This is a genomic window from Caballeronia eucalypticola, from assembly GCF_047608185.1.
Taxonomy (GTDB): Bacteria; Pseudomonadota; Gammaproteobacteria; order Burkholderiales; family Burkholderiaceae; genus Caballeronia.
In genome coordinates this window covers 72,782-90,759 of sequence record NZ_JBLKRU010000023.1, presented here as the reverse complement: position 1 = coordinate 90,759, position 17,978 = coordinate 72,782, and the positions used below count along the sequence as shown (strand labels likewise).

General features: G+C 52.8%; 16 protein-coding genes and 1 pseudogene. 8 read left to right on the top strand and 9 right to left on the bottom strand.

Annotation, left to right across the window (positions count from 1 at the left end):
- Positions 1 to 8: 8 nt before the first annotated feature.
- On the bottom strand, positions 9 to 296 hold the full coding sequence (locus tag ACMX25_RS24530; RefSeq protein ID WP_414952643.1) for a DUF1330 domain-containing protein: 288 nt from the start codon (positions 294 to 296) through the stop codon (positions 9 to 11).
- 218 nt (positions 297 to 514) lie between these two features.
- The gene (locus tag ACMX25_RS24525; protein WP_414952642.1) at positions 515 to 1,141 is read right to left on the bottom strand and encodes a cysteine hydrolase family protein; all 627 of its coding nucleotides are present in this window, start codon (positions 1,139 to 1,141) and stop codon (positions 515 to 517) included.
- A 301-nt stretch (positions 1,142 to 1,442) separates the two neighbouring features.
- Between ACMX25_RS24525 and ACMX25_RS24520 the strand changes: the two genes are divergently transcribed.
- Entirely contained in the window at positions 1,443 to 2,726 is a 1,284-nt protein-coding gene (locus ACMX25_RS24520; protein ID WP_414952641.1) for an MFS transporter, read from the top strand.
- Positions 2,727 to 2,756: 30 nt separating this feature from the next.
- On the top strand, positions 2,757 to 3,392 hold the full coding sequence (locus ACMX25_RS24515) for a TetR/AcrR family transcriptional regulator (protein WP_414952640.1): 636 nt from the start codon (positions 2,757 to 2,759) through the stop codon (positions 3,390 to 3,392).
- A gap of 39 nt (positions 3,393 to 3,431) precedes the next feature.
- Here the strand turns inward: ACMX25_RS24515 and ACMX25_RS24510 are convergent, their stop codons facing one another.
- Complete coding sequence (locus ACMX25_RS24510; protein ID WP_414952639.1) at positions 3,432 to 4,181, bottom strand: SDR family NAD(P)-dependent oxidoreductase; 750 nt, start codon at positions 4,179 to 4,181, stop codon at positions 3,432 to 3,434.
- A gap of 767 nt (positions 4,182 to 4,948) precedes the next feature.
- On the opposite strand from ACMX25_RS24510, the gene ACMX25_RS24505 reads away from it, so the two are divergent.
- Both ACMX25_RS24505 and ACMX25_RS24500 read left to right on the top strand, forming a co-directional pair.
- Complete coding sequence (locus tag ACMX25_RS24505) at positions 4,949 to 5,575, top strand: EF-hand domain-containing protein (RefSeq protein WP_414952638.1); 627 nt, start codon at positions 4,949 to 4,951, stop codon at positions 5,573 to 5,575.
- A 229-nt stretch (positions 5,576 to 5,804) separates the two neighbouring features.
- Complete coding sequence (locus ACMX25_RS24500; RefSeq protein WP_414952637.1) at positions 5,805 to 6,776, top strand: D-2-hydroxyacid dehydrogenase family protein; 972 nt, start codon at positions 5,805 to 5,807, stop codon at positions 6,774 to 6,776.
- Between the two features lie 77 nt (positions 6,777 to 6,853).
- On the opposite strand, the gene ACMX25_RS24495 is transcribed toward ACMX25_RS24500, so the two are convergent.
- The 3 genes from ACMX25_RS24495 to ACMX25_RS24485 all read right to left on the bottom strand — a co-directional run bounded on the left by ACMX25_RS24495 (position 6,854) and on the right by ACMX25_RS24485 (position 9,636).
- Positions 6,854 to 7,848, bottom strand: a protein-coding gene (locus ACMX25_RS24495) for an IS630 family transposase (protein ID WP_414952636.1) whose coding sequence is annotated in 2 segments (ribosomal slippage) — positions 6,854 to 7,383 and positions 7,383 to 7,848 — 996 coding nt in all. Because the reading frame shifts where the segments join, the coding sequence is not laid out codon by codon here.
- Positions 7,849 to 8,050: 202 nt separating this feature from the next.
- Positions 8,051 to 8,287, bottom strand: coding sequence for a hypothetical protein (locus tag ACMX25_RS24490; RefSeq protein WP_414952635.1), 237 nt, complete (start codon positions 8,285 to 8,287; stop codon positions 8,051 to 8,053).
- Between the two features lie 557 nt (positions 8,288 to 8,844).
- On the bottom strand, positions 8,845 to 9,636 hold the full coding sequence (locus tag ACMX25_RS24485) for an alpha/beta fold hydrolase (protein WP_414952634.1): 792 nt from the start codon (positions 9,634 to 9,636) through the stop codon (positions 8,845 to 8,847).
- 546 nt (positions 9,637 to 10,182) lie between these two features.
- Here ACMX25_RS24485 and ACMX25_RS24480 point away from each other — a divergent pair.
- The 4 genes and pseudogenes from ACMX25_RS24480 to ACMX25_RS24465 all read left to right on the top strand — a co-directional run bounded on the left by ACMX25_RS24480 (position 10,183) and on the right by ACMX25_RS24465 (position 12,721).
- Entirely contained in the window at positions 10,183 to 10,698 is a 516-nt protein-coding gene (locus ACMX25_RS24480) for an SRPBCC family protein (RefSeq protein ID WP_414952633.1), read from the top strand.
- Between the two features lie 100 nt (positions 10,699 to 10,798).
- Positions 10,799 to 11,262: pseudogene (locus tag ACMX25_RS24475) on the top strand (GNAT family N-acetyltransferase).
- Positions 11,263 to 11,513: 251 nt separating this feature from the next.
- Positions 11,514 to 12,449 carry an alpha/beta hydrolase family protein gene (locus tag ACMX25_RS24470; protein WP_414952632.1) on the top strand — a complete coding sequence of 312 codons (936 nt, stop codon included), beginning with the start codon at positions 11,514 to 11,516 and terminating at the stop codon, positions 12,447 to 12,449.
- On the top strand, positions 12,425 to 12,721 hold the full coding sequence (locus ACMX25_RS24465) for a hypothetical protein (RefSeq protein WP_414952631.1): 297 nt from the start codon (positions 12,425 to 12,427) through the stop codon (positions 12,719 to 12,721). Before ACMX25_RS24470 ends, ACMX25_RS24465 begins: the two co-directional genes overlap by 25 nt.
- 396 nt (positions 12,722 to 13,117) lie before the next feature.
- On the opposite strand, the gene ACMX25_RS24460 is transcribed toward ACMX25_RS24465, so the two are convergent.
- From ACMX25_RS24460 to ACMX25_RS24450, 3 genes are read right to left on the bottom strand one after another with little or no spacing between them, the layout of a single operon-like run.
- The gene (locus tag ACMX25_RS24460; RefSeq protein ID WP_414952630.1) at positions 13,118 to 14,296 is read right to left on the bottom strand and encodes a phosphorylase family protein; all 1,179 of its coding nucleotides are present in this window, start codon (positions 14,294 to 14,296) and stop codon (positions 13,118 to 13,120) included.
- Entirely contained in the window at positions 14,277 to 14,741 is a 465-nt protein-coding gene (locus ACMX25_RS24455) for a response regulator (RefSeq protein ID WP_414952629.1), read from the bottom strand. The genes ACMX25_RS24460 and ACMX25_RS24455 overlap by 20 nt, the downstream gene beginning before the upstream one ends.
- A gap of 2 nt (positions 14,742 to 14,743) precedes the next feature.
- On the bottom strand, positions 14,744 to 17,650 hold the full coding sequence (locus ACMX25_RS24450) for a hypothetical protein (RefSeq protein WP_414952628.1): 2,907 nt from the start codon (positions 17,648 to 17,650) through the stop codon (positions 14,744 to 14,746).
- Between the last annotated feature and the right edge of the window lie 328 nt (positions 17,651 to 17,978).

Sequence of the window (17,978 nt, the reverse complement as noted above, 5' to 3'; positions counted from 1 at the left end):
TGTATGGACTAAACGCCCTGTACAAGCACGCACCGATACTCGGCGCCCTTAAATCGATGCGCGCGCGCCTCCTGGTAGGCCGTGCTTTCATACCACGCGGTTGCGTCTTCAATCGTCGGGAACTCGATGATCACCATACCCTCGATCTCTGCTCCTTCGAGTACCTTGTGTTGACCATAAACCACCCGAGACTTCATTCCAAAAGTGCCAAGCGTCGGCGCGACCATGGCGTTGTACGTGCTCAGTTCAGCCTCGTCAAACGTTCTGTCCCGGGTAAATACGATATAGGCACTCATTTTTCTATGCTCTCAGTTAGATCGAAATTATGGCTTGAACGCGCAATCGATCTTCGCGGGACGTACCGCCTGTGCGACGGAAACTATGATTGTGCCCGCGGATTGCAGTTGACAATTCGATACGCTGCTTACTTCAAAGCGTGAAAAGAAGTGAGCGGTACGTAAAGGAAGCCACGCTCAGTAGCGATTCACCACGTCAAGCACTCTTGTGGATTGGATCAGGCCGGCGCCAGTGCCTGGGTCAGTTCGGCCGTTGTATGCATGGCGTGGGCGTATAGCGGCCCACTGACCTTATGCGCTGTATGCATCTCGTCATGTCCAAACGCGGCGGTTGCATCAGTCACCAACGTGACGTGGTAACCCAGCTCCATCCCCCAACGTGCTGTTGACTCTATGCAGCTATTGGCTAGCATGCCAATCAAAATCAACTTCTGAATACCGTATTGCTTGAGTTGCTGGTCTAAATCCGTGTTCGCAAATCCACTCTGTGCCCAATGCTCTTTGATAACTACATCGCCCGGTTGTGGCTTAAAGTCGTCATGGAATTCGCCTCCCCACGTTCCTTTAGCGAATACCTGTCCCTTGCCGGCGGCAGCTTGTTGACTGTTGACGTGCTTCCATCCTTGATAGTCAGTCGGCTCGGCGCGGTGATGGGGCACAAAGAAAACCTTGAGCCCAGCTTTTCGAGCAGCGCCCATGATGTCACGTAGGTGATCGAGCAGATTGACTTGCTCTGCGATCTCCTTCACTAGCGGCCAAAGTTTGCCCTCGGCAGCCAGGAAATCGTTATACGGATCTACAAGAAGGATGGCGGAATCTTCGGCTGAATAATGGGAAGCGGTCATTGCATCGTCCAGGAATAGGAAGGGTAGGTAACAATCTGACCTCCACAGTAACGCCATTTGCAAACGTGCATTACAAGCGCGCTAGACGTGGAGGAGGGTCGGCTTTCCGTAAAACTAACTTTGAAAAGAAGGGTGGTCAAGCGTAAATCATAAGAATTCCTCAGGTTCCCGTCGACACATGTGCGTGACCATAACGTTCCCTTGAATCGTTCATGACGAATAGGATACTACCTTTTAAAAGTGAAGGTACAATACAAAGACTGCGAGGCAGCGGAATATTGGCGTAAACGTGGAGCGATCGATGAACTGGGTAACACGGCGGCTTTCTGGCCGCTTGCACTATGGATGGATTGCGCTCGGTGTCGCGTTCCTGGTGCTGCTTGCGGCCGCCGGAACACGCGCGACGCCGAGCGTCATGATGCTTCCGCTAGAGAAGGAGTTCGGCTGGAGTCGTGCAACTATCTCGTTGGCGATTTCTATCAACCTTGCTCTCTACGGTTTGACGGGACCATTTGCGGCAGCTGCAATGCAGCGCTTTGGTGTGCGCCGAACGCTGCTTGTTGCGCTCGCAGTTTTATCTGGCGGAGTTGGCCTGTCCGCGCTTATGACTAAGCCGTGGGAGATGGTACTGATATGGGGTGTGCTGGTCGGCGGGGCGACTGGGGTAGGGGCAATGACCCTTGCGGCGACAGTAGTGACCCGATGGTTCTCCACTCATCGAGGCCTTGCGATGGGGATTCTCACGGCAAGTTCAGCGACAGGGCAACTCGTGTTTCTCCCCGCACTTGCCGCAATTGCCGAGCGTTTTGGTTGGCGGCCGGTGGTATTGGTTATCGCCGTTTCTACATTGCTTGTAATCCCCTTGGTCGCCAAGTTCCTGCCTGAGAGGCCTGCGAGCCTCGGCTTGCGCCCATTTGGGGAGTCCGCCGACGCACCGCCGCCCGCTGCTCTAACTGCACGTAATCCTGTTGCCGTAGCCTTCAGCATGTTGAAGGTCGCGAGCAAGAAATCGGACTTCTGGCTTTTGTCGGGGAGCTTTTTCATATGCGGGGCAACTACGAACGGGTTTATCGGCACACATTTAATTGCGATGTGCGCCGATCATGGTTTGAGCGAAGTCAAGGGTGCTAGTGTTCTCGCAATCATTGGCGTTTTCGATCTTTTTGGAACAACGATGTCCGGCTGGTTATCGGACAGGTTCAACGCTCGCTACCTACTGTTCTGGTATTACAGTTTGCGCGGACTCTCTCTCGTGTTCTTGCCACAAGCTTTCGGGATTGACTTCTTTGGGCTTCCTGTTTTCGCTATCTTCTACGGTTTGGACTGGGTCGCGACGGTGCCGCCTACCATGCGACTAGTCACGGATGCGTTCGGTAAGGACTCTGCTCCCATTGTTTTCGGTTGGGTCGTCGCAGCGCATCAACTGGGCGCGGCCTTCGCCGCACTCGGCGCAGGCGCATTGAGAGCAAGTTTAGGAACCTATACGGTCGCCACAATGATCTCCGGAGCCATGTGCGTGCTTGCTGCAGTTATGGTGTTGAGAATCAGTAAGACCCTGCGGCACTTTTCTCCGGTGCCTGGCTAATCCAGAGGCTATCGGGCACTTGAGGATGAAATGGTGACTCTGCCGCACACGTCGACGAAAGCTAAATCGAGCGCACGCCAGCGGCTGATCGTTGCGGCTTCCGCATTGTTCTATCAGCAAGGTATCCGTGCGGTTGGGGTCGACGCAGTAGCCAAAGAGTCGGGCGTTTCCAAGACTAGCCTTTATCGTGCGTTCGCTTCCAAAGACGAGTTGGTCGTTGCTGTGATGACCGAGGAAGACAGGCACTATTGGACTTGGTGGGAGGAGTTGCAAGAACGCAATGGTGACGACCAGCGTGAATTGCTGATTTCGGTGCTCTCAGGTACTGCTAGACGAATTGGTCAGCCTGGTTATCGCGGCTGTCCTTTTCTGAACTTTTCAACAGAATTTCCTGATCATAGCCATCCCGGGCGACCTATCGCACGGGCCCACAAGCAGGAAATTCGGCGCCGGATACAAAATATTCTGATTAAGCTGGGAACGTATGAACCTGATCTGGTGGCGGGGCAGATTGTTTTGCTCATCGAGGGAGCATATGTGACCGGGACAATGACAAACTCATTTAATCTTGAACGTGAGTTAGTCACTGCGGCGACGCGACTGATTGCGGAGGCCACGCCCTATGTCACAAGTCCGGTTGATCAAGGAACGCGTCCGACCCGGTGATCGGAGCAGCGTACCGTCGCCAATCCCTTTGAGGAGCCGCTATACCTGAGCCATTCCTCCATCAACACATAGGTCAATACCAGCGATGAAGCTACTTTCATCAGACGCGAGGAAAAGCGCTGCCGCAGCAATTTCTTCGGCTCTACCCATGCGGCCAAGCGGGATCAGGGAAGCGAACCCGGCTCTCAACTGAGCCGCTGCATCTGAGCTCACCGCTCGCGCATCGATCATTGCGGTATCGACCGGTCCCGGACTAAGAGAATTAACGCGTATGCGGCGGTCTTTAAGTTCTCTTGTCCAAGTGCGCGCGAACGATCGCACCGACGCCTTGGTTGCACTGTATGTCCCGTAACCCGGAAGGCCTTTGCCCGAGACAACAGACGATATCAATACGATAGAACTACCCGGGGGCATCAAGGGCAACGCCTTCTGGACTGTGAACAGCACCCCCTTCGCATTGACATCAAAGATTGCATCGAAATGGCTGACAGTTACGTCGACCAGCGGCGTGGGGTCCATGATTCCCGAATTGGCCACCAATACGTCGATACGTCCCTTCTCCCGTCGGATTGTCTGGAAGAGACGGTCGAGATCCTCGAGACTGGAGACGTCCCCCTGAATCGCTCTTGCGTTATCGCCCAAGGTACTAGCCGCTTGATCGATTTCTTTCTGACGTCTTCCGGTAATGAAAACGTAGGCGCCTTCTTTGACAAATCGCTCCGCTGTGGCGAAGCCAATCCCGCTGCTGCCGCCGGTGACAACCGCTACTTTTCCATCTAGCGCACGCATGTTTCTCTCCTGAATGAATTGAGTAATCAATAAGCGGTTTACGGTGCTTATCGAGTTCGGTTGAAATGATGATCCGGTTCAATAGGGCGCTTGCGAATCACGCCGCTTATTCTCTGTGCAGCTATCAGGTAACGAAACCCATGGGCAGCTTGTCGAAAATAAACCTTGACTAGAACCTTGCGAGGAAAGTTGGTCCGCTGTCGAGTCCGCGTCGACCATCGTGCAGCTGCGAAGGAAGCGGCTCCTCCGCCGTTTTGTCGATTACTTGGCAAAGCTTGTGAAAAGCGCTCTGGTTAGGGCGAGTCGAAAATTTCGGATGCTCGGTTGTGAAAATGCTTCGTCGAGCAGGGTAATACTGTGCTACGAACCTCGTTACCATTCACCTCTGGCAAAGCTTGATACAGATTTGAGAGAGGGTCGAGTTAAAATCTATTAATCTTTGTTACGCGAATGGAATGACGCGAACCGGTGATCACGAATAAATCAAAGATCATGCCGAAGTTAGCCGATGTGGTGTCCTGTCATATTTAACTTCATAAAGTGAAGCACAAAAGTGTAAAATGTCAATAAAAATATACTTTTAATGTTGAAGCTACATGGATGTTAGGACGGTCAAAGCGTGAGTGTTCGTGTTGTGTGGCGGACAAGAAACAATGGGGCGTATGGCGCTTTCCCGTGCCAACTGAAGGAGTTCGCCTCTGGCCGTCGCGTGAAAGATCAGAACGCATTTCAATATTATTCGATGCTGCCTAAAGTATGCGTTAGTTATGACGATAGACAATTTGAGTATCCTTCCGGACGCTCTCGAAGAAAGTAGTCAACGTTGCTCTCCAAAGGAAAATCCTGTGTCTATCTCGGCCTTAGGCAACTCACCCGGCTTCAATGCGGACTCCAATACCAGTGCAGCGAAATCTCAGCTTGCTGCTTCAGATCCTGGATCAAATAGTTCATCCACATCTGGCTCATCGTCATCGTCCACGGTGGTTACTCTGAGCAACGGCCGATCGAGCGTCGTGACGGAGCTGTCCGAGACACTCGTTGCGACGCCACTTGCCGTTGCTTGGGCTCCGCAGCTTTTCGTCCAAGCAGATACAGATAACGACAACAAGCTAACCGGGAGCGAATTCGTCAATTTGATGAAACGCGCAGGAATGGCGACGGATGCAGCCCAGGCGCTCTTTCAAAGTTTCGACGTTTCCAAAGACGGAACTCTGTCCATGAGTGAGTTCGTCCAGGGCGTAGCTGCCGATCAGGCTAGCGGAAGCACTGTTTTCGACAAGGTGATTGATTCTTATGCCGTTTCGCAAAACGGAGAATCGAATCCGCAATCTATGCAGAGCTTTCTGAGCGCAGGGCAGGGTGCGGCCGAACAGTATTGGGCTCTTCGAAGATAGCGACGGTGCACATCTTCCCTCGATATCGGCGTTGATATCGACGACTTGTTCCGTTGCGGCGACGTTTGCGACGGATCTTGGACGGCGCGAGCTATCACCTTGCCCGACCGGTGCCGGTTATCGAAGCAGTGTTCTTCGTTCGAGCGTACTCTTGTTACGTGGCACCACGTTGCCGAGCGTGCTTTCTTCGGCAACGCCGTTATTCTCACTAACGATAGGAACCCAATACATGGTGCATTCCGCCTTCGCGAACATCGCGGTACTCGACGACTATCAGCAAATCGCTCGTTCTATGGCTGACTGGGGCACCTTGTCGTCCCGGGCACAAGTGGTTTTCTTTCATGATCACGACGGTGATCTCGAATCGCTCGCGGCGCGCCTTGGGTCATTCGACGTGATAGTACTAATGCGCGAGCGCACCCGCGTGGACGCTGCACTGCTAGCGCGCCTGCCGCGACTCAAGTTGATCGTAACGGTCGGCATGTGGAACGCGGCGATCGATCTTGACGCCGCCCGCAAGAAACAGATCGTCGTTTCAGGCACTACTGGTGGTGACGCCGCCGCCACCCCGGCACTCACCTGGGCGTTGATCCTTGCCATTACACGTAACCTGCATGCAGAAGCAACTTCGGTGCGTGCTGGCGGTTGGCAGGTGGGTCTCGGTGTTGACGTAGCTGGCAAGACGCTCGGTTTGCTGGGACTCGGCAAAATCGGGCAGGCGGTCGCACGTCTGGGGCAGGCATTCGGGATGCGCGTAATCGCCTGGAGCCAAAACCTTACCGCCGATCAGGCCGTCGAGCACGGCGTCGAACGCGTGGACAAGGATCAGTTGTTTCGCGATGCGGATGTGCTCTCGGTTCACCTAAAACTTGGCGAGCGCACCTACGGGATCGTCGGCGAGCGCGAACTGGCGCTGATGAAGCGAGGCGCATTTCTGGTCAATACGTCACGCGGCCCCATCGTCTCGGAAGCGGCGTTGATCGAAGCGTTGAAGGCGCGCCTCATTGCCGGTGCGGCACTCGATGTGTTCGATGAAGAACCGCTGGCGCCTGGACATCCGTACCGGTACCTGCCCAACGTGTTGGCGACTCCTCATATTGGCTACGTGACGGAGAACACTTACCGTACCGCCTATCCGCAGATCGTGGAAGCGATCCAAGCTTGGCTTGACGGTGTGCCGATCCGCGAACTGCCGCTCTGAATTTCTTGATTGGGGTTTGTTAAAGATCTGGACGTTGTCTACAAACTCCACTATTGAGACTTCCATAATTCATGACATTACCAGAGCGTAGCCTGCATCCAGCACGCTGCAATGATCGAGGGTCGCTTTTGAGCGCTCTTGAGTTTGTTGCGCGCGGTGAACTGCAACTCGCTCAGATCGTTAGGACAGTAGTTGGCCAGCCCATGTCGCTTGAGCCACGCCCACAGATATTCGACCGGATTGAGGTCCGGGGCATAGGGAGGAAGAAAGGCGATTTGGATGTGCCCGTTCAGTGCATCGAGATAGTCGCGCACCAAGCGGCTGCGATGCGCCTTCAAACCATCCCAGATTACCAGCAGAGGTTGCTTGAGATGGGCCTTGAGTGCTTTGAGAAATTCGACGATCTCTTCCTTGCGGATGCTGCCCTCGTGCAATCTGAACAAACAGTTGGTGCGCGTGAGTCCGGCGATCACCGAGACGTGATTCCAGTTGAAGTGAAACTGGATGACCGGCGTCTGACCCTTGAGCGCCCAGGTGCGCACGCGCGTAGGGCGCTCGCTGATTCCGGACTCGTCTACAAAGACAATCAGTCGACCTTCTCGACGGGCTTTTTTTTGAGAGCCGGCCACGTACTGCGTTTCCAACTGCGCACTGCATCTTCGTCGCGCTCGATGGCCCGCTTCTCAGGCTTTTGCACGCTAAAGCCCAAGGCGCCCAGGATTCGCCAGATTTGCGTTTGGCCGAACTTGACGTCGTACAGCCGTTCGATAAGCACTCCCACACGCTTGAGCGTCCAAAGCTCTGTACCAAAGCCGTGCTCGGTAGGTTTTTGCAGAATGGCTCGGCGCAAACCTTCCAACTGGGACTCGTCCAGTCTGGCAGGACGGCCCCTCGATGGCACGCTACGCAACGCTTCGATCCCGCCTTCATCGAGCAAGGCCTTCCACGTGTACACGGTTTGCCGGGCCACCCCCACTTCGAGTGCGACTTCGGCAGGCTTTTTCCCCTTGAGCAGCAGTCGCGCTGCACGCAATCGTTTCTTTGTCGCCTCGTCCGATAGCCTCTTGACCATGCCTCATACCCCCAAACAGTTCATTGAAGATATAACGCGCCGGGCTCCAATTGGTTGTCATGTTTTACGGAAATATCAATAGTCCAGATCTTGCTCACACTCACGCGGTTCAGGGTTTCATTCGTCGAACAAAGCAACCCCAGCTCGGTCGTACGCGCAGCGTCCTTGGGTCAAGCCTGCAGATGTTCAATCGCGCCGCACATCAATGAATACCCATCGCCGGGCGGTCGAGATCGGGCGGGAATACACACCAGCTACCGTCGGCATGACGGAAGAAATAGATAGCAAACTTGTTCGCCGATTGGAGTGCTTCGACGCATACGTAGCCCCTTGGATTCGAGCGGGCACGATGCCCCCGTTTTACTCGAACCGACATTGCAGGAGCCATCACAAGCCATTTTTCAACCATGAAACGCAAGGACCTTTCAATCTTTTCCATCAACTTCTCCTTCGATCTCGCTTGCCGACGCTGTTGACTGATGTTCCTTTTCCATAATGTGGGTAATACCCGGGGAGTTCAGTCCTTCAGATGATTTGTAGTCCGCGATTACCGGCGGGCAGACACTGTATGTGAAAGCTTCTCTAACTCATGACCCAGGTTTGGACGCTGGGCGTCAACAAGGGGGCAGTTGTTGCGCGTCAATTGTGCTCTGGGGGGCACAAGTCGGTTGGCGCGTCGATACATCAGACTGGCGTCCTCGCCGCGCTTCACCTGCAAACGCCGAGCGACCTGGTGCAATCACAAGGGTGCATGTAAGCACATGGACAAGAGTTGTTTCCCGGATATCTCCGGCTAAAGGATGAAAAAAACTCGGTTTGCAAATGCAGTGGCTTCAATAAATGAAGTATAGGACGCTTTCACATTCGATGCTTGAATACTGTGGAACGAGGCGATTCCGACCTGACCGCTGTTCAAGCTGTGCTCATCGAACGCCTGTTTTCCGACAAGCTGTCTAGCTGTTCATTTGCCTCAGAGCCCGAAGGTTTATCCCGTATTTAAAGATTACCCGTCTTGCTCGCCGCGTCGATGATGACGTTTGCGACCGCATTTGGCTGTGTCACCAGGGCAAGGTGGCTGGCTCCTGGGATCACCGTAAGTTGAGCGTGTAATGTCTGCGCTTCTGCTTGCTGCAATTGCGGTGGAATGATTTGGTCCTGATCCCCATATACCCACCACGACGGCTTAGATTTCCACGCGGCCACTGTGACTTTGTCATCGAGACAGTGCGCGAAGAGTGGCCCTTGTGTGGCGGACAGCACGGCGGCGGTATCCTTTGGGACGTCCGGTGCGAAGCTATTCAGATACGTGTCGGTTGACAGGGTAAGGTAGCCTGCTGAATTGACGATGAGACCGCTCTCCCACGTGGGCTTGGGAAACGGACTTGTCAGGTCGTTAATCGACTGGCTATCCGCCGGGGCGAAGGCAGACACGTAGACCAGCGCCGCAACTTTCGCGTCATTGCCAGCTTGCGAGATAACCGCACCACCATAGGAGTGACCGACGAGAATGACGGGACCGCTTTGTGCGTCGATAGCCTGAGTGACGACGGCGGCATCGTCTGGTAGGGAGGTTCGCGGCAACTGTACCGCCACCACCTTCAGACCGCGTTTTTGCAGAATCGAAACGACTGATGACCAGCTCGAGCCATCTGCCCACGCGCCGTGTACAAGGACAATGGTCGCATTGGTGGAGGCGCTTGAACTTCCACATCCATTGAGAATGCATAGTGAGAGCAGTAGCGTGGTGGTGAGCAATGCACAAGCGCATTGCTTTAGGTAGTTATACATAGTGACTCGAGAAGGGAGGGGGTGAGAGCGATCCGCGTTAATCCGGTAGCGAGAGGGGCAGGCGGCTACGATAAAGAAACTGCCAGCACGCGGCCATAGCGCGGCGTCCGTTATTCATGATCGATCGTCCGGGCGTAAACTTGCATTGATTTAATAAGGCAAGCATCGGACGAAAGCTGTGGAGTTTTACTAAATAGCTGGCATGTGTGGGTCATCCGCGGAGGGTAGTTTGCAAGCTATGAAGCGTCATTCGCCCGAATGCATCGCTCTGAGGTCCCGAGATCTGACTCACCCGCCTAAGTGTTGGTTTGCACTGCATCTTGCCCCACGATCGATGCGCGGCACATTCTGGCTCTTATAGAAGGGAGATGCACTGCGCTTACCAGAGCGATTTGATCGCAAGTATCGCTGCGGCCGGTCGTTCCCGGTCGTCTTTGAAAGACGCATTGGCCGGCAGCGGCCACATTCGACATCGTTGGGTAGCTCGCCGACAATCTGCGTTTTTAAGAATGCACCTGTGCACTTGCAACCAACTGCGGGGCGAATATGAGCGTACGGAGATTGCTGCTAAAAGGCATGGTTGTTAGTGTTGTCGTCGTAATTGGCGCCCTTTTTGTTCTGCATAAAAACAGCAGCGCGGATGCTGACGTTCTTATTAATCGGCCGCCTTCAGATGTCTGGAAAGTCGTTTCGAACGGCGCTGCGTATCGTAATTGGAATCCTTTCATTACTCGGGTCGACGGCGACTTCAGGGAAGGAGCAACGATCCGAATTACGCTAGGCACTGGACCGGATTCGATGGTATTCAAGCCGACTGTTCTGCTCGTTCATCCTGAACAAGACCTTTGCTGGCGTGGCAGTGTATGGATTCGCGGCATCTTCGACGGTACGCATTGCATCCAGCTCACGGCGGTGGCCGACGGGACGCGTCTAGAGCAAACGGAGTCTTTCTCTGGATTGCTCGTCGGACGGTTGACGGAAGACGTAATCGTGGAAACTCAGCGGAACTTTAACGCGATGAATAACGCGGTTAAGCAGCGCGCGGAAGCGAAAGCACCCTGAGCACCCGCGCCGATTTTTTCAATATGCAAAAGAGTTTAATGCTGGGGTCTCTGACTGGCTAATTTGAGCCGCTCTTGCCGATCGCGCCGAGGAGCGCGGCATACTGACGATAAGGAAAGCTAGTAGTGGCGATGTGCTCGATACGTGGGATATCCGCAAGGCTCCGGTCCTTGCTGCCTGCGCTAAATTTTATCCCGAAGCTTCCTTGTCAGCGTGGGTTGTTGGCTCGCCGACCAACAAATGGGCCGGCGTCGTCGAACGCGATTTCTACGTGGCCGTCGATGAAGGGTTGGTCGTTGGCACAGGGATGCGTACCGTCGCAAACGGGCAAGTAGACGCCATCTTCGTCCGGCCGTCTCACATGGGGCGCGGTATTGGACGCAAGATGCTGCAGTCACTCGAAGCGTTGGCTCGCGATCACGGACTTGTCTCGATGCCACGCTGAACGCGGCACCGTTTTATCGTTATTGTGGTTGGTTGGGGGATTCGATTTCGACGTACCGAACGTCGCGCGGACTGGAATTGGCTTGCGTGCCGATGACCAAGTGCGTTGCCCTAGCGTAGCTTGAATCCTGTTCCGACTGCTGCCGCCAGCAGTCGGCAAAACGCTAGGCCGAATCGCCGCAATCGGGAAGGCTATCAGTCCGCTGCGGGTCGTGTACTGCCGATCGTGCCCGCGTGCGAGGTTCTGGCGACGTATGCCGTTAGCATGAGGCAGTCGCCGGCCACGAAGGGCAGTTGACGCCACAGGCTAGATGCCCGACTCTTGCAAAACCAATCTGTCGTTAAGTCAGGGAGACCGAAAGGAGCGAAACATGGTTGCGATCTTCAAGGATGCGCTTCACGATCAACTCGGAACATGGCCGCTTGGCTACATTCCATACGGCGGCGCTGACTGCGGAGAAATCGAAGCTATCGCGCAGGCCGTCGGCGGCGGGGACGACACGGCCTTTCATGATGCGTGGACCGCAGCCGCGGACCGGATGATGGAGCATGGACAACGCGCCGAAGCCGCGGGACATTGGGCGAGCGCGCGCGAGAGTTTCCTGAGGGCCGCGTGCTTTTACGGTAAGTCGTTCCATCCGTTGTTCGGACAGCCGGTCGATCCGCGTGTAATTGCTGGTTCGCAAAAACAGATTGCCGCGTTCGAGCGCGGGCTGGCGTTGAGCGAAGAGAGCATTGCGCCGCAACATATTCGGTTCGAAGGAGTCTCGCTACTTACCTACGTGATACCCGCGCAAGGCCGCGCCGACGAAATTCGGCCACTGCTGATCTTCAACAATGGCTACGACGGCACCATCACCGATCTGTTCTTTGCCTCCGCCGTCGCGGCATCTCGACGGGGCTATCACGCGTTGATCTTCGATGGTCCCGGCCAGGGCACCACCTTGATTAAACAGGGTATGCCGCTTAGACCGGACTGGGAAACGGTGATCAAGGCCGTTGTGGATTTTGCCCACACGTTGCCGAACGTCGACCCAAGAAGGATTGCGTTGTGCGGTTGGAGTCTGGGCGGTTATCTGGCGCCGCGTGCCGCGTCCGGCGAGCATCGTCTTGCGGCCTGTGTCGCGGACCCCGCGCTGCAGTCGGTGGCGGACGGATTCCGGGCATACGCGATGAACCTCGGTGCAAGTCGTGACGAGGCGGCGCACCTTAGTGAAATGCCTACGGCGCTGATGGAACGTCTGGAGCAGGTCGTGGCGAACGATCGAAGCTGCGCTGGAGCGTGGCGAAGCGCGGCTTCTGGGTGAATGGCGTCGCAACGCTGCGCGATTACCTCGCTTCGGTCGAACGCTACACGATGGATGGGCGTATCGAAGACATTCACTGCCCGACGCTGTTCACGCTGGCTGAGGACGATACCCTCGCTTCAGGGACACAGCATTTCTTCGACGCATTACGTTGTCCCAAGACTTTGGTTCGCTTCACCAGCGACGAGGGTGCCGGCGAGCATTGCGAGATGCGCAACCGCTCACTGGTGAACCGACGTGTGTTGGATTGGCTAGATGAGATTTTCGGTTGAGGGCCCTTGCCGCCTTGTAGTGCGAGCCAGACTTCGGGCAATTCGTGGCGAACTGCTGACGTTCGCCCTCGCGCGAACAAGGTCACTCAAACGTCGGTTCCACTCAGTTAACGGACCTTCCATTGACGATCATGTTCGGCAAATCATCGGCCTTAGCCGACGTTGGCCGATTATGACGCCAGCGTCCGCTATAGTTCAACTATCTGACGAAGGTTGAATACGCCAGCTACAGAAGCCGAATGAAAACAGTCGATTCAAGAGCAGGAAATAGCGCTAGCGGTGCTGCAAGCAGTTATCTAAATGCGCCGTCGTCGAGGTGGGAGTTGCCTGCCGGTCCAATAGCGGTCAAGCGACTTGCGATCCTTGGTGTGACGCCCGCGAGGAAACTTGGCATACTCAGTTCACAAACAGGCCCGCCGCGATACATTCGTACACTACCTTCGCCGATAGGATGCACGCAACGCGATGATAAGCGTCGCCTTTGCTGGTGCTTCCATCGTCTACGACCGCTTTCGCACTGAAATAAAGCGGCTTCAAGGGGGAGAGCCTTGCAGACTCATACAGCGCAAAGGACTCCATCTCGAACGCCGATAATTTGCGCTGTTGCCCGGAGATAGATTGAACAATTTTGGCGTCGGCGAGGACCGCGCTGCCACTCGATGCTGGTGCGAGGAAAATGTCAAAATCCAGCTCCTCTGATTCCTCAGGAAGCTCGGACTTTTGCACCTTCAGACCTTGCGCGACCAGGTCAGGAAAATTTTCCTGACTGACGAGGTGATCCAGCTTCAGCGCAAACGCATGATCCATAGGAACGCTGTAGACCTCCGGTTTCAATACACCGTCCTCCCACTTGCCGGCATCATTTTGATGGCAGGTCTCTGGAATGACCACGTCGTAAATCTTTGACTTACCTTTGATGCCACCACAAATTCCACTCATGCAGACGAGCTTGGGCTTGAAGAGTTCAATAGCACGGGTCGTAGTCACTGCACAACTGACCAGGCCCATCCGAGGCGCGGTAACGATGATGCAACTATAAGTGCGTATCTGCAGCGTGCGGGACAATAGCCCACCGACAACTTTAGTTTCGCCAACAATGTACCCAGCAGTTGCAAACGCATCCGCTTCCTTTTTCAAGGCGCAGACAATCACCACATCATATTCGGGCGCAGGGATGCAAGAAGAGACTTTGTACGCGAGACTTTCCTTCCACTTATGATCGCTTTCATCAAACGTAATGACAGTGATATCTTTGGAATTAAGATCTTTGAAACTGTCCTCTGCTTTAGTATCGAATCTTGTCAAGGCAATTACAGGGGTCCTAAAATTATGGTTGCTATGATCGCGTGTCGCATCAATAATCTGCGTTGTCATATCCACGGGCTCGCTCTCTCTGGGCGACCGCAAAACAACCAAATCTGCGATTATCAGATCATAGACGTTTCGTTCTACAAGCTTGAGAAAGTCCATAAAATTGTCTACACACTCCACGTAGATCTCTTTATCGACCGAAAGCAGTGCCGCCTCGACTGATTCCTTTTTACCCAGGTCGTCTTCAAGAAGAAGTATTTTCATATTTTTTCAACATTTCCAAAAATTCATTTTTCCACTCAGCCGACTCTTCTGAATACTCAAGACAAGTGACACCGGAATACCCTATATGCTCTTCTATTGCCAACGTCGCTCGATTGACTGGAAAAAATCTGCCAGCGATTTCGATTTCAGGATATTGAGTAACAACTATGCAGTCGTCATTTCGTTCGAGCGCAGAAAGTTCAAGCAAAATTTCTAATCCGCCGGTTAATAATGACATCGGTGAACCTCCACCAGGAATAACCGGGTGACTGGGGAGTGCCATGTCTACAATTAACAAATCAAATCGCTCGCGGTTAACCGCGGAAATAGCAGTTGAAACATCTGACGCTTGCGCCAACTGCACCGTCGGAAGTACGGTTGTGACCAAAGCGATCAAATTATCCATCTTGAACTGATCATCTTCTACAATTAATATTTTTGGCATATTCAACCCCCAATGTCCAAAAAATCAAGCTGCAATGCCATGGTTACGGTGACCTTCCGATTTTCGCATTTGACCGACTCGATGAAGAACCCCTTGTTGGTTTTCTCAAGGTGATAGAGCTTGCGGATTCCACTACGTGTCTCCGAAATCTGTGCGTCCGCCAGATCGTCGTCTTCGTTAACCGCAAGCCGCGAAATCACATATTCTTCAGTCTGATCATCGCGAATAACTGAGGAAATTTTTACGGTAACCTGCCTGCTTTGGCCATCGGAACCAATGGCGAAGAAAAACTCGCGATCGATATCTTGTTTCTCTTTTCCGTGTTTGGCGGCATTAAATACGATGACATATAGCGAATCATAAAGAACGTGGTAGACGCCGCCGACAATGTCAATTTCATCTGCCGCATCGAAATCAGTCGAAGTTTCGAATTCGGGATACGTGTCTTGAACTTCCGCTACGACGGCTTTGTATAACAATTGGAGCGATGCACGCGGCGACACGTTGGCCGGTCTTTTGAACCATGTGTACATTGCTATCAGCTTCTCATCAATTGTCCGAAGCAGATCCTTGCAGAAATCTTTCGCAAGATTCGTGGAATAAGCAGAATTTCTGAGCTCCGCGAGCAGGTCACCGTTAACGAGGTCGGATTTTCTATTTTTTATGTAAATGTTGACGTTCTTTAAATCATATTCGGCCAGACGCCAGCAATACTCAGTAAAAATCTGAGTGGCGGCAGACTGCGCTTTTGCTGCTTTAGCTTCCAGGAAATCTTTAGCGATATATTTCGCACAAAGCAATGCTATCTCCTGTTTTGCCGAATTATTTAATCCCGGCTTCAAAAGAGCATCTCGCTTTCCAGGTGACTCGATGTGCAATCTGTCACGGATTATCGCGATAATTTTTTCCTCGTACTCCGCCTTCCAGCGGCCCCATATCGCTGAAAATCCACTTTGTAAAAACAGAGTAGAATACCTCGGATCTCTTTCCAACGCGATGACCGTAGAATATAGATGGCCCTTGAACGTACCATGGCGAATTCTCCGCCCCAGATAAGAAGCAATGCCAAAAATCGTATTCGAGCAAAAACTTAAATAACAGCGCTCTACGATCACCACCAATTGCGGATCATCGCCATGACCAAGAGCATTCCGGTGTTCAAGAGCCGTGAGGATAACGTTCAAGTCACGGGTAATCTCGTCGTTTATCCACTGCGAGAAGCGTGCGGAGTCAACGTATATGCGATTATCGTCAATCTCATTACGAACTTTGTTTAGTTGGTGATCGATTAGCAATGTACGCGCACGATCAATGTATGCCTGATCCTTCGTAAACCCACCCATCCACTTATGCAACGCTGCACGGGTTTCCGTTATATCTGAGGAGGTTTTAACGATGTGAAAGAGCTTTGCTATAAAGTCCTCGGTACAAGTCTCGTATAGATAAGTCGCAATTGCAACCGACCGATCGCTTAGGGCGTTGAGTAAAGCTACAAGGTTTCCGTTATAGCCGTCGTGTGCGAGTTCCTGAAGAATCCGGCGCAGGAGATGGTCGTCACGCTCGCTCTTACTTTTCCTCGCAATTAATAGCGAGAAAATCAATTTAGAAAGCTTTGTGTCCGCCAGTTTGGTCAAGGCGCGAGCATATTTGACATTAATCGTCTTATCCAGATCACGGGTTATGCCCATCAACGCCATTAAGTCCTTCTCGCTTATTTGATCATAACCGCTTGTCGTATGTATGCAAAAATTGAATAACGACGACCGAGTGATTGGTCCAGATTTTTCTAGGCCTTTGAGGCGAAAAAATTGATGCAAAGTCAAATCATCGAGATCGACAAGTTCTCCCAGCTTCGTCGGTTTTGCCCAGTTCTGAATTCGTGCGACCAAGTTATCCGTTATTTCAAAATAAGATGATTCAGGCGCATCGTAAAAATGGTCTTGCAGAAGTCGATACCGAACTATCTCGTTATTTTCCAACCATGCACTCGAATGTTTGTAAAAATTGACCTCGCCTTCAGAGTCATTAGCGTTGTACATCGATGCTATGGCGTCAATGGCTGGACCCTCTTCGTCGACTTTTGCAAAAATTGAGAAAAGCGAACTTGAAATCGGTGAAGCTTGGGTCACAAGATCAACGTTGACTTTCGTTACCATAACTGCATCGTACAACGACGACTGAAGGCAGCTCTGAACTAGCTCAACCAGATCATCCGAGTCTTTCGCCAACGGATGGAATGGGAGCCGACAGATATCCCTTGTGAATTGGTTGGACCGACCACGTCGAGCCAGATTCAGAATCGATTTTTTCAGATTCAATAAATCCTGCTCTTCCGCGTAACAATGAATTAGCGAAGTGACAATTACATTGTTGCGGTCTAATCCTGCGCGTACAAGCAACGCCTCGACTTCCGGCGACTCCTCGTCGCCAAGTAACGTTCGGATGAGAACTGCTTTGCGCAGAAGCGCATGGCTGTAACCGAACTCTTCAAAAACCGTCTGCACACGCTTTGAGGCTTCCCGGAGTTCGCCAGCGATCACGTCATCGCCAATCGAACGCAAATTGCGGGCAAGCCGCTGCAACTTTGTGAAATTCTCTTTTACTAGGCCGTCGACTATTGCTAACTGCTGCCCAAGCGGAAGCCGTTCCAAGCGAAAATAAGCTTCGGATGTTTGCGGTTCGTCCGGGAAAAGTTGTGGAACTATCGGACCGGTCCGAACGACTGGATTGCGAAGTACCCTATCAATTTGCAAAAGTTCGCGTGTCGGACTTTTGGCACGTAATCTGTTGAGCAAATTTATTGAAACCCCAAGTTCGGCCGCAAGAATAGCTCGTACCTGATTCCTTGTTTTTATATTTAGTCTTTTAAGCTCTTCAAACTGTACCGATACTTCTGCTTTATCGTCCATCGCTAATATTTTAGATTATAGTTAAACGTGTAAACTTTCCCTGCTGTCACAATCTGGCCGGATCGTGAATTTCGCGCCTTATAAGGCCGAATCAATAGGCGGTAAGCATACAATAGAAAGAAGTATCAGCGTGCCAGTATTGCTCTTTTGATCTCACAACCTGCTTCCGTGACTAAGTCAAGATGCCACAGGTCAGCGGGCGTCCGAGTCAATCAACTAACGAACGGCCGCTCAGCAGTTTGCTGCAGCCATCTCTTGACCGATGAGCCAACGACAGCTTTGGCCGAAGTCCCGTCTCCCGACAAGAGTTGACGAACGGCCGTTGTAC